Annotated in this window: 8 protein-coding genes and 1 pseudogene; 2 read left to right on the top strand and 7 right to left on the bottom strand. The window is 73.9% G+C overall.

The window, feature by feature from the left end:
• Window positions 1-206 precede the first annotated feature (206 nt).
• The 5 genes from SMD11_RS19325 to SMD11_RS19310 form a co-directional block, all read right to left on the bottom strand.
• On the bottom strand, window positions 207-680 hold the full coding sequence (locus tag SMD11_RS19325) for an ATP-binding protein (RefSeq protein ID WP_087927632.1): 474 nt from the start codon (window positions 678-680) through the stop codon (window positions 207-209).
• Window positions 681-1,093: 413 nt separating this feature from the next.
• On the bottom strand, window positions 1,094-1,594 hold the full coding sequence (locus SMD11_RS37340) for an acyl-CoA dehydrogenase family protein (protein WP_418952457.1): 501 nt from the start codon (window positions 1,592-1,594) through the stop codon (window positions 1,094-1,096).
• A complete protein-coding gene (locus SMD11_RS37335) occupies window positions 1,591-2,136 on the bottom strand; it encodes an acyl-CoA dehydrogenase family protein (RefSeq protein ID WP_418952456.1) in 546 nt (181 codons plus the stop codon). The genes SMD11_RS37340 and SMD11_RS37335 overlap by 4 nt, the downstream gene beginning before the upstream one ends.
• Before the next feature lie 2 nt (window positions 2,137-2,138).
• Entirely contained in the window at window positions 2,139-3,308 is a 1,170-nt protein-coding gene (locus SMD11_RS19315; RefSeq protein WP_087927631.1) for an acyl-CoA dehydrogenase family protein, read from the bottom strand.
• 4 nt (window positions 3,309-3,312) lie between these two features.
• Window positions 3,313-4,512, bottom strand: coding sequence for an amidohydrolase family protein (locus tag SMD11_RS19310; protein ID WP_087927630.1), 1,200 nt, complete (start codon window positions 4,510-4,512; stop codon window positions 3,313-3,315).
• Window positions 4,513-4,641: 129 nt separating this feature from the next.
• Between SMD11_RS19310 and SMD11_RS19305 the strand changes: the two genes are divergently transcribed.
• A complete protein-coding gene (locus SMD11_RS19305; RefSeq protein ID WP_087927629.1) occupies window positions 4,642-6,228 on the top strand; it encodes a class I adenylate-forming enzyme family protein in 1,587 nt (528 codons plus the stop codon).
• Between the two features lies 1 nt (window position 6,229).
• Here SMD11_RS19305 and SMD11_RS19300 read toward each other — a convergent pair whose 3' ends face one another.
• Together SMD11_RS19300 and SMD11_RS19295 are read right to left on the bottom strand one after the other, a co-directional pair.
• A complete protein-coding gene (locus SMD11_RS19300) occupies window positions 6,230-9,097 on the bottom strand; it encodes a protein kinase (RefSeq protein ID WP_087927628.1) in 2,868 nt (955 codons plus the stop codon).
• A gap of 196 nt (window positions 9,098-9,293) precedes the next feature.
• Window positions 9,294-10,550: pseudogene (locus SMD11_RS19295) on the bottom strand (protein kinase domain-containing protein); the annotation flags it as partial.
• Between the two features lie 115 nt (window positions 10,551-10,665).
• On the opposite strand from SMD11_RS19295, the gene SMD11_RS19290 reads away from it, so the two are divergent.
• Window positions 10,666-11,862, top strand: coding sequence for a serine hydrolase domain-containing protein (locus tag SMD11_RS19290; protein ID WP_087927626.1), 1,197 nt, complete (start codon window positions 10,666-10,668; stop codon window positions 11,860-11,862).
• The last annotated feature ends 7 nt before the right edge of the window (window positions 11,863-11,869 follow it).

Raw genomic sequence — 11,869 nt, 5'->3', positions numbered from 1 at the left:
CGACGCGCCGATGCGCACCCCGAGCACGGCACCGCACGTCGCCGCCGGCTCCGGCGCTGTAACCCTGTACGCGCCGGACCGCGACCCGCACTCGCCAAGGCAGCCCAATACGAACGGGCCTCTCGACGTCCCCTCGCAACGAATCGCTGCGTCCAAGGGTGATCACGTGGACACTTCACGTCAACACCTGGTCTGGACTTTGTCGACTAAGCCCTATTTGTCACGGCGCGCGGAGCCTCGAAAGCGCCGACCCAGGAGGCGGCGCCGCGGTCGACCTCACACCAGATGCGCTTGCCGTTGCCCTCGGGCTGCCAGCCCCAGCGGTCGGCCAGACCGTCCACCAGCTCCAGGCCCCGGCCGCCGGTGTCATCACCCTCGGCACGCCGTCGGCGGGGCGGGCGTGAGCTGATGTCGGCGACCTCGACCCGGACCGTCCCCGCGCAGCACTCGGCGGCACCGGCGGGCCCCACGTCCGGGAAGAGCATGCGCAGGACGGCGGGACAGCCGGTGTGCACCACGGCGTTGGTGACCAGCTCGGAGATCAGCAGGATCAGCGTCTCCGCGAGGGGCTCGTCGACACCTATCCCGGAACCCGCGAGGCGCGACCTCGCCCACTTGCGGGCCCGCCCCACCTCCGCGGGGTCGGCCCGGACCTCCATCTGCATCTGAAGCACCTGCACCGCTCACACCATCCGAACCGGCGGACACAACGCCTCGCGTCTCCGAGGGGTCACGGAACGTGATCCCTTTCCGAGACAGCATGGTTGACGCTCAGTCACCTCAACAAGCGCTTCGGGCATATTCCGGCGCAAAGGAGTATGCGTACTGCATACTGTGCGACGCGCGCTGCGGAGACTCGAACATCGGGGGACCACGGGCCCCGTTCCGACACGAGTGCCAGACATTTTCCCGCCCGACGTCGCCACATGGACAACACCTGGCTCGCTGCGCCTCTGAACCACTCGCATCCAAGGGAGAGTACCGGAGGGCGAGGCCGACTCCACCCAGTAACGAGTAACGCGCAGGACACAGCCTGATATCGACGGCCTGTGATGGGTTATGTATGACATGCCCGGCATTTCACCCATGCCGATTACAGGCCGACATTGTCTCCATCCAAACCTCCGGCCAAAACATCCGAGGGGGTTTCCGAGAGACCACTCATGAGCAGGCTGTTCGCCAGGAATTCCTCGCCTTCGGCAACCGATTTCCACTGACCCGCGTGAATCCAGGCGCGTTTGAGATGCAGATGGACGTCGACTTCCCAGGTGAAGCCCAGGCCCCCATACACTTGCAGACAGTCACGGGCGTTGCGGATAGCAGCACTGTCCGCAAGCAGCTTGGCGCCGGCGATCTCGGCCGGATCCGCGGTGAGCGAGGCCGCATAGACGCTCACGCGAGCGAGTTCCGCGCGTACGTGCATATCGGCACAGAGGTGTTGGACGGCCTGGAAGGCTCCGACGGGGCGCCCGAACTGGAAACGGTGCCGGGCGTGCGCGACGGCCGACTCGACGGTGCGGCGGGCGCTGCCCAGTTGCTGTGCGGCGGTCAGCAAAGTCGCTTCCCGGTGCAGCCGGGCCGCGTCGGCGGTCACTTCAAGTGAGCTTCCCCCCAAGGGCGGAGGGAGGTGCCGCACCCGGTGCAGCGGCGTCGCCGGGTCCACGGACCGGAGGGGGATCGCGCCCAGGGCGTCCGGGCCGTTCCCCTCCCCGGGGTCAGCACGCGGGCGGTGGTGCCGTCGAGCAGCAGCACGGCGTCGGCCCGGGCGAGGTGGGGGACGGCGCCGGGGCGGTCCAGGGCCGTGACGAACCGACGGCCCTCGGCGGCGCCGGGCACCAGGCCCGCCGCGAGGTGCGTGGCGGCCAGCGGGCCGGGCACCAGGGCCCGCCCCAGCTCCTCGAAGAGGAGCACGGCCTCCGGCAGCCCGAGACCCGCCCCGCCGTCGCCCCCGGGCAGCCGCAGGGCGAACAGCCCGGCGTCCCCGAGCGCCCGCCACAGCTCGCGGTCGGGCCGGGCCGCGGCCCGCGGGTCGCCGTCCACCAGGGCGCGCAGCCGCTCGCGGGGGAATCGCGCGGCGAGGAGCTCGCGCATTCCCGCCCGGAGCGCGCGCTGGTCCTCGGTCAGCCGGAAGTCCATGGTCACCGCGCCTTGGGGAGGCCGAGGACGCGCTCGGCGACGATGTTCCGCTGGATCTGCGAGGTCCCGGCCGCGATCGTGTACGAGAGCGACGAGAGGCGGTCCACGGTCCACTCGTGACCGCCGTCGAGGGAGTCGGGGCCGAGGACCTCGGCGGCGGCCTCGTAGAGCTCCTGGCGGGCGTGGGAGTAGCGCAGCTTGAAGACGGAGCCCGCGGCGCCCGGCACACCTCCGCGGCCGCCGGGCGGGGCGTGCTCGGCCTCGCTCACGTTCCACTGGGTCAGCCGCCACAGCGCCGAGAACTCGGCGTTCAGCAGGCCGAGGCGGCGGCGCAGGACGGCGTCGTCCCAGCGGCCGTTCTCCCGGGCCGTGCGGGCGAGGCGGGCCAGTGTGCGGCGGCAGGCGACGACCTCGCCGACGAAGGCGGTGCCGCGCTCGAAGGACAGGGTGACCATGGTGACCCGCCAGCCGTCGTTCTCGGCGCCCAGGCGGTGGGTGACGGGCACCCGCACGTCGTCGAGGAAGACCTCGGCGAATTCCGCGGAGCCCGCGAGGGTCCGCAGCGGGCGGACGGTGACGCCGGGGGCGTCCATGGGCAGGGCGAGCCAGGACAGGCCCCGGTGCCGGGGGGCCGAGGGGTCCGTGCGGACGAGGAGTTCGCACCAGTCGGCGACCTCGGCGTGCGAGGTCCACAGCTTGCTGCCGGTGACGACGTAGGAGTCGCCGTCGCGGACGGCCCGGGTGCGGAGGGCGGCGAGGTCGGAGCCGGCCTCGGGTTCGGAGAAGCCCTGGCACCAGATCTCCTCGCCGCGCAGGATCGGCGGCAGCCAGCGGGCCCGCTGCCCGGCGGTGCCCTCCGCCGCGATGGTGGGGCCCGCGTGGAGCAGTCCGACGAAGTTGGCGCCGACGTAGGGCGCGCCCGCCCGCTCCGTCTCCTCCAGGAAGATCAGGTGCTGGGTGGGGGTGGCGCCCCGGCCGCCGACGTCGGCGGGCCAGTGCAGTCCGGCGTATCCGGCGTCGTGGAGGGCGCGCTGCCAGGCGCAGTCGTAGGCCCGCCGGCCGGGCCAGTTGGTGGCGGCCGGTTCGGGCGGCAGCGTGGGGAGTATTTCCCTCAGCCAGGCGCGGAGCCGGTGCCGGAATTCCTCCTCCTCGCGGGTCTCGGAAAGGTCCATGGCGTCAGGCGGCCGTCCGGTCGAGGTCCAGGCCGAGCATGCGGATCGCGTTGCCCCGCATGAGTTTGTGGACGGTCTCGTCGTCGAGTCCCCGCACATGGTCGAGTGCCACTTCCCGGGTGTGCGGGAAGGTCGAGTCGACATGGGGATAGTCGGTCTCGAAGGTGGCGTTGTCGCGTCCCACGACGTCCAGTGAGGCGACCCCGTGTTTGTCCCGGAAGAAGCAGCAGAAGATCTGCCGGTAGTAGTAGGTGGAGGGAGGTTCGGGGATCAGATCGCGCACTCCGCCCCAGGCGCGGTGTTCCCGCCATACGTCATCGGCGCGTTCGAGCGCGTAGGGAATCCACCCCATCTGCCCTTCGCTGTAGGCGAGTTTGAGGTGGGGGAAGCGCACCAGGACCCCGCTGAAAAGGAAATCGGCCATCGAGGCCATGGCGTTGTTGAAGGACAGCGTCGCCTGCACGGCCACCGGGGCGTCCGGGGAGGCGGCGGGCATCTGCGAGGACGACCCTATGTGCATGTTGACGACGGTGGCCGTCTCCTGGCAGGCGGCGAAGAAGGGGTCCCAGTAGCCGGAGTGGATGCTGGGCAGGCCCAGGTGGGTGGGGATCTCGCTGAAGGTCACGGCCCGGACGCCCCGGGCGGCGTTGCGCCGGATCTCGGCGACGGCGAGGTCCACGTCCCACAGGGGGATGAGGCAGAGGGGGATGAGCCGGCCGCCGCTGTCACCGCACCATTCCTCGACCATCCAGTCGTTGTACGCGCGCACGCAGGCGAGCGCGACGTCCTTGTCCCGTGCCTCCGCGAAGGTCTGGCCGCAGAAGCGGGGGAAGGTGGGAAAGCACAGGGACGCCTCCACGTGATTGAGGTCCATGTCCTTCAGCCGCTCCACGGGGTCCCAGCAGCCGGGCCGCATCTCGGCACGGGTGATGCCCTCCAGGGTCATCTCGTCGCGGTCGAAGCCGACGGCGGCGATGTTGCGCTTGTACGGGAAGGCGAGGTCCTCGTAGACCCACCAGTCGGCGGGCGGACCGTCGGGGTCCATGGCGGTGACGTACTTCCCCCCGGTGTAGCGGAGTTCACCGATCCCGGTGGTCAGCGCGCGGGGTCCGTGGTCGCGGTAGCGGGCGGGGAGCCAGGTGGCGAAGAGGTGGGCAGGCTCGATCACATGGTCGTCGACGCTGACGATGCGCGGAAGTTCCACGGCGCCCCTCCCAGGAATCTGACACTACGTCAGAACTGAGGCTAGACCCGGCCCCCTGGACCGACAAGGCGCGGCGCCCTACGCTTCCCGCCCACCCTGACACCCAGTCAGGTCAAGTCGGGAGCCCTCATGACCGGTACCGCCGACGACCTCGCCGCCTCCCGGACCCTGTGGGAGCTGCTCGACCGCCGCGCCGCCCGCACCCCCGGCGCCCTCGCGCTCGTCCAGGCCGACGACCCCGGGCCCGGCGGCGCCGACCGGAGCCTGACCTTCGGCGCCCTGCGGGACCGCGCGGAGCGGGTCGCGGCGGGCCTGCACGGGCTCGGGGTGCGGCCCGGATCCCGGGTCGCCTGGCAGCTGCCGACCCGCCTGGAAACGGTCGTCCTGACCTTCGCGCTGGCCCGGCTCGGGGCCGTGCAGACACCGCTCATCCCCTATTACCGCGACCGGGAGGCCGGTCACGCGCTCCGGGCCACCGGGGCCGGGTTCTTCGCCGTGCCCGGGGTGTGGCGGGGCTTCGACCACACGGCGATGGCCTTCCGGCTCGCCCTGTCCCTCCCGGCCCCACCCCTGGTGTTCACCGCCTACGACACCCTCCCCGAGGGTGACCCGGCGGTCCTCCCGGCCCCGCCCGCCGACGGAACCTCCGTGCGCTGGGTCTACTGGACCTCCGGCACCACCTCGGACCCCAAGGGCACCCTCCACACCGACCGCGGGCTCATCGCCGCCGGCGCCTGCCTCGCCCGCGCCCTGCGCCTCACCCCGGACGACGTCGGTTCCATGGCCTTCCCCTACGCGCACGTCGCCGGGCCCGACTACACGGTGATGCTGCTCCTGTGCGGCTTCCCGGCCGTGCTCCTGGAGCACTTCGCGCTCCCCGGTTCCCTCGACGCCTACCGGCGCCACGAGGTGACCGTCGCGGGCGGCTCCACCGCCTTCTACGCGATGTTCCTCGCCGAACAGCGCAAGGCCCCCGGCCGGCCGCTGCTCCCGGCCCTCCGGCTGATGGCGGGCGGCGGCGCCCCCAAGCCGCCCGAGCTGTACCACCAGGTCGTCCGGGAGCTGGGCTGCCGGCTCGTCCACGGCTACGGGATGACCGAGGCCCCGATGATCACCATGGGCGATCCGGACGACACCGACGCGCACCTGGCGGGCACCGAGGGACGGCCGCCGGAGGGCATGGAGATCCGCGTGGTCGACGGGGCCGGCCTGCCCGTGCCGGCCGGGACGGACGGGCACGTCCGGCTGCGCGGCGAGGCGGTCTGCCGCGGCTACCTCGACCCGGAACAGCACGCCGGGGCCTTCGACGACGACGGCTTCCTGATCACCGGGGACCTCGGCCGTCTCACCGACGACGGGTACCTCGTCCTCACCGGGCGCGCGAAGGACATCATCATCCGTAAGGGCGAGAACATCTCCGCGCAGGAGGTCGAGCGGCTGCTCCACGGGCACCCCGGCGTGGCGGACGTCGCCGTCATCGGCCTCCCCGACGAGGTGCGCGGCGAGCGGGTCTGCGCGGTCGTCCAGCAGCCGGCCGGAGCCCCGCCGCTCACCCTTACGGACGTCGCCGCCTTCCTCCGGGAGGCCGGTCTGTCCGTGCACAAGGTGCCCGAGCAACTGGAGCTGGTCGACGCCCTGCCCCGTAACGAGACACTCCGCAAGGTCCTCAAGCACAAGCTGCGGGAGCGCTACGGGCCCGAGGGCGCGGCCCGCTGAGTCAGCGGAACCGGTAGGTGGCAAGGGCCTTGTCGAAATAGCCGTCCACCGTGCGCTGTTCGTTCATCGGGCCGATGACCTGGAGGACATGGTAGGCGCCTTCCAGGAGCATCGCGGAATTGCGCACGTAGACCTGACGCCCGCTGCTGTCGTTCCAGTTGAAGGCGCCCTCCGCGGCCGCCGTCCGGCCGACGTCGCTGCGGCTCAGGCCGGAGGCGCCCGACCAGGAGGAGGTGCGGTAGGCCTCCAGCTCCGGCTCCCTGTCCTGCTGGTAGGCCATCGGGTCGGTGCCGAACTCCGCGGCCTTGTCCCGGCCGGGCACGACGATCAGCTGGATGTCGCCGCCGGCGTAGACGACCTGGCCGCGGTCGTTCTCCCCGCGGCGCTGCCAGTCCTTGGCGACGGCCAGGGTGAAGCCCTTGGGGTCCTGGCGCAGGACGAAGCCCTTCGCCACCTCGGCCGTCCCGGCCGCCGGCGCCTCGGCCGGCCCGGCGGGCGAGGGCCGGCCCGCTCTCCCGGAGGTGGCGGGCGCGCTGGGCGCCGCGCTCAGCACCCCGGCCGCACCGGTGCGCTCGGCGGACTCGCCGCCGGCGCTCTCGTCCGCGCCCGGCATGAACAGCAGGGCATAGAGCACCGCGCCGATCAGGAGGAGCAGGATCAGCCCGAGCATCAGCCTGCCCAGGCTGCGGGAGCCCCGCCGGGTGCGGATGTGCTGCTCCTGGAGGTGCCCTGTCGTATGGGCCCGGACGCGCGGCTGCACCTGGTCCTTGGCGGACTTCTTGTGCCGGCCGTGCGCGGACGCCGTCCCGGAGGGGTCCGCCGGAGCGGTCGTACGGGGCCGTCTGCGGCGCACCAGTTCGCCCTTACGGCGGACGATGGGCAGCCGGTGCTGGTCGGCGGGCGCGCTCGGCCCGATCGAGGGCACGGTGACGGTGCGGCTGCCGATCTCCGGCTCCGGAGCCGACCGGATCAGGGACCGCAGCCAGCCGCGGAGCTCCTCGAACTCGGGGCGCTCGGCGGGGTCCTTGCGCATCAGCGACTCGACGACCGGCCGCAGCGCACCGCACTCCTCGGCGTACGCGGGCGGCTCGGCGCACACGACCTGGACGAGCTCGGCGACGCTCTCCTCCGGGTACGGGGCGTGGCCCTGCACCACGCGGAAGAGCAGGGCGCCGAGCGCCCAGAGGTCGGCGGCGGGGCCGACGGGCGGCGCCAGCTGCCAGCTCTCCCGCACCGGCCAGGCCTGCTCCGGCGCCCATCGCTCGGTGACGGCCCCGACGACGGCCATGCGCGCCTGCCGGGCCCGCTCGGCGGCGAGCCCGCCCGCCGGCTGACCGTCACCACCCCAGCGGGCGGACGGGCCGGGCGGACCGGCAGCCCCGCCCGGCGCCGGCGGGCCGGGCTGTCCCGTCCGGGCGTTCGGACCGGAGGGGGTGGCGGGGGCGGGAACGTCGACGGAGACGTGGCCGGTGTACGAGGCAGGGGCCGCGCCGCCCTGAGGGGCCGGGGCGGTACCGGGCCCCGTGGGAGCACCGGGCCTCGGGGGCTTCTGGGGGCTCTGGCGGCTCTGCGGGGCCGGCACCTTCTGCGGGTTCGGGGAGCGGTGGGCGCGGGACGGCGGGGGCATCGTCCAGGGGGAGGGCGCGGGCGCGGTGCCGCTGGCGGCGCTGCCGCCGCCCCAGGTGGAGGCTCCCGTGGACGTGGCCGGGGCACCCTCCACGGCCGCCCGTGCGGCGGCGCGGGCCCCCGCGCGATACGCGGCGATGGCACCGGCCCGGGCGGCGCGCGGGTCCTGCGTGCCGTCCCGCCCGTCGGTCCCCGCGCGGGGCGGGCGGCTTCCGGACGGCGCGCCGGGCGCGGCCGGGAATCCGCCGGCGGCGCCCTGGTCCCGGTAGCCGGGCGTGCCGGACGCCCCTCGCGGGGCCGTGCCCGGCCCGGGCGGTGGAGCTCCGGGCCCTCCGGGCGGGGTCCGCCCCGGCCCGCGGACCGGGGCGCCCTGCGGCGCGCCCGTCCCCGGCGGCACGGTGCCACCCGGCGGACGGCCCGCACCGCCCTGCGGCGGCGCGCCCGCGCCCCGCTGCCCCGGAAACCCGGCCCCGGGCGGTCTGCCGGCTCCCCCGGCCCCCGGCCCGGCCGCCGTACGCGCGCCCGGCACCGATCCCGGCGCACCCGACGCCGACGCACCGGATCCCGCCGTACCCGTACCCGGCCCCGGCACAGGCGTGCCCGGCGTCAGGGACATGCCTTCCGGCACAGGGTCGTAGCCGCAGAGCGCCTCCTCGGCGGCGCCGGCCGCCAGGCCGGTCAGTATGGCGCGCCCGTCGTCACAGATGAGGACCGTGCGGGTGGTGATGTTCCGGTGCGTCCAGCCATGGGCGTGCAGGGCCCTGAGCGCGGTGAGGACGTCGGCGGCGACCTCGGCGGCGCGGTGGGGCGAGAGGGCCCGCTCCGCGAGGAGCGCGGCGAGCGGACGGGCCGAGACCAGCTCGCTGACGATCCACAGGCTGCCCGACTCGGCGAAGACGTGGAAGACCTGGTCGAGCCGGGGGTGATCGGGGATCCGCGCGGCGGCCGTCGCGGCCGCGAGCGCGCGCCGCACGGCGGGGTCGGCGGCCCCCTGCCCGGCCCGGCCCGGGCCTCCGGCACCGCCCGTCGCGCGCGCCCCGGCGGCAGACCCGGCCACGCCCGGCGCGCCGTCAGGGCCGACGACCTCCGCCTCGACCACCTCGGGCAGGGGCACCTGCCGGACGATGACCTCCTGGCCGCTGTAGGTGTCGAACGCCCGTGTCTCCACGAGCTCGAAGACATCGGACGGCGGCAGCGGAAGGCGGTAGCGGTCGGCGAGCACCCGTCCCGCGTAGTCGTCCACGACGCCTCCCCAAGCGCGCGATCCACCCCATCGCCCGAACACCCGTCAGCGCCGGTCGCCGTTCCGTCGCGCACCTATGGCGCTGTCGGCGGCTCTTGTTGCGGCGCTTCTCCCGGCTGCGCACGGTCCACGACAACTCACGATACGTGGCGAACCCACCCCTACGGGCCCGTACGGCTCAGTACGTCTCGGCTCAGTCCCCGCCGCCCAGGACGAACGCGAGGACGACGGCGACGACGATCAGCAGCACGACGAGCGCCGCGATCACCTTGGTGCGGCGCGGGACGACCTCCATGACCGAGGCCCGCTCCCACGTCACCCGGTGGATGCCGGGCACGGCGGACGGCTCGCCCAGCGCGGGGCCGTGGGTGGAGTGTGTGGCGGCGGAAGCGCCGCCGCCCTGCGCGGGCTTGGCCGACGACGGGCCCGACGTGCCGGGACCGCCGGCGCCCTTGGCCGCCGGCTTCGAGGAGGAGTGCGAGGAGGCGGCCGGTCTCGCGGGGGAGCCCGACGGCTTCCTGGGCGCCGGGCGCTCCGGGATCACCGGCACCGCTATGGCCTGCGTCGCGTCCAGGTCCGGCGCCGGGGCCGGGGGCTTCGGCAGGCGCTCGTCGGGGGCGTTGACCGCGCCGTTCAGCAGGGCGCGGGCGCCCGCTTCGTTCAGCCGCTTCTCGGGGTCCTTCGCCAGCAGCCCGTACATGACCTCGGCCAGCGGGCCCGCGTTCTTCGGCGGGCCCAGCGGCTCCGTCATCACGGCCGTGAGGGTGGCTATGGCCGACCCCTTGTCGTACGGCGGGGCGCCCTCGACGGCCGCGTAGAGCAGGCCGCCCAGCGACCACAGGTCCGCCGGGGGGCCGGGCTTGTGGCCGCGCGCCCGCTCCGGGGATATGTACGAGGGGGCGCCCACCAGCATGCCGGTCGAGGTGACCGAGGGGTCGCCCTCCACCTGCGCGATGCCGAAGTCGGTGAGGACGACCCGGCCGTCCTCGGCGATGAGGACGTTGGACGGCTTCACGTCCCGGTGCAGGATCCCCTGACGGTGCGCCGCGCCCAGCACGTCGAGCACGGCCAGCCCGACCTCGGCGGCCCGCCGCCACTTGAGCGGTCCGTCCTCGCGGATGACGTCGGCGAGCGAGCGGCCCTCGATGAGCTCCATGACGATCCACGGCCGGTCGTCCTCGTGCACCACGTCGTAGACGGTCACGGCGCCGGCGCTGCGGATCCGGGCGATGGCCTTCGCCTCGCGCAGCGTCCGGGTGATGAGACGGCGCTTTTCGTCCTCGTCGATGTTGGCCGGGAATCGCAGTTCCTTCACCGCGACCGTACGGCCCAGGGTCTCGTCGGTCGCCCGCCAGACCGTGCCCATGCCGCCCCGGCCGAGGACGTCCCCGAGGCGGTACCGCCCGGCCAGGAGGCGCCCTGCCGTGCCCTGCGTCTGCTCCGCCTCCGACATGCGTCCCCTCTGGCAATCAGCTCTGCGACCAACCCACCCTGGCAGAGCCACCATTGTCTCTCATCCGCGGACCGGTGGAAGGCCAGGGTCCGTGGCACCCGTGGATGATGAGCCCATGTCCACGCATACCGCCGCCCCGCGCCGGGCTCCGGCCACCGTCGCGCTGGCCTGGCTGACCTGCGCCGTCCTGGCGCTGACCGGGACGGCGTGCGGCAGCGGCGACGGAGGCGCGCCGGTCCGCTCTCCAGTACAGGACCTGGTTTCGCGCGGGACGGTTCCCGGCGCGGCGAAGCTGTCACAGGACGCTCATGGGGTGGCCGGATTCCGCACGGCGGGCGTCGCCGACGTCCGCACCGGGCGCCGCATCGGCCTCACGGACCGCTTCCGCGTCGGCAGCATCACCAAGACGGTCGTCGCCACCGTCGTGCTCCAACTCGTGGCCGAGCACCGGCTGGGCCTGGACGACCCGGCCGCCGGCCACCTGCCCGCGAGGACCGCCGCGCTGCTGCGCGGCAACGGCGAAAACGGTCACGAGCGCGGCCCGGCCTCCGTGGGCGACACCGCCCGAAACGCCGATAAAAGCGGCATCACCGTCCGTCAACTCCTGGACCACACCAGCGGTCTGTTCTCGTACACCGACGACCGCGCCTTCCACCGAGACTTCTTCGGCACGGGGTTCGCCGCGCACCGCTTCGAGAGTCACGATCCCGGCGCACTGGTACGAACCGCCCTCGCCCACCCGCCGTACGCCCCGCCGGGCACCCGCTACCGCTACTCCAACACCGACTACCTGCTCCTCGGCATGGTCATCCGTCAGGTGACCGGACACTCGTACGCCACGGAGGCCCGACGGCGCGTCATCGAACCGCTGCACCTCACCGGCACCAGCTTCCCCGGCACCCGCACCGGGCTGCCCACGCCGCACGGGCGCGCGTACACGGGCTCCCGGGACGTCACCGAGCTCAATCCGTCCGCCGCGGGCGCGGCCGGCGAGATGATCTCGACCCTGCCCGACCTCAACCGTCTCTTCGGCGCGCTGCTGCGGGGTGAGCTGCTGCCGGCGCGGGAGCTCCGCCTGATGCGGGACACGACGGCTTCCCGGGGGCGGTACGGGATGGGGCTGTATCCCGTACGGCTGCCGTGCCGGCGCACGGTGTGGGGACACGACGGGGTGATCAACGGGTCCTACGTGCGGGTGCTGGGGACGGCGGACGGGGGGCGGGTGGTCAGCTACCGGGTGAACGGGGACGCGGGGGTGCCGGCCGGGGGCGAGCGGCGGCTGGTGCGGGCGGAGTTCTGCGCGGGGCGGTAGCGCCCCG

It is taken from the genome of Streptomyces albireticuli (genome assembly GCF_002192455.1).
GTDB classification, from domain to species: Bacteria; Actinomycetota; Actinomycetes; order Streptomycetales; family Streptomycetaceae; genus Streptomyces; species Streptomyces albireticuli_B.
The sequence above is the reverse complement of the archived record's forward strand: the minus strand, read 5'-3'. Positions and strand labels throughout refer to the sequence as shown.

What these genes read in the sequence shown, in the direction of transcription:
- SMD11_RS19290 (WP_087927626.1), top strand. Translation starts at nt 10,666, where the DNA reads ATGTCCACGCATACCGCCGCCCCGCGCCGGGCTCCGGCCACCGTCGCG.
- SMD11_RS19305 (WP_087927629.1), top strand. Translation starts at nt 4,642, where the DNA reads ATGACCGGTACCGCCGACGACCTCGCCGCCTCCCGGACCCTGTGGGAG.
- SMD11_RS37335 (WP_418952456.1), bottom strand. Translation starts at nt 2,136, where the DNA reads ATGGACTTCCGGCTGACCGAGGACCAGCGCGCGCTCCGGGCGGGAATG.
- SMD11_RS19315 (WP_087927631.1), bottom strand. Translation starts at nt 3,308, where the DNA reads ATGGACCTTTCCGAGACCCGCGAGGAGGAGGAATTCCGGCACCGGCTC.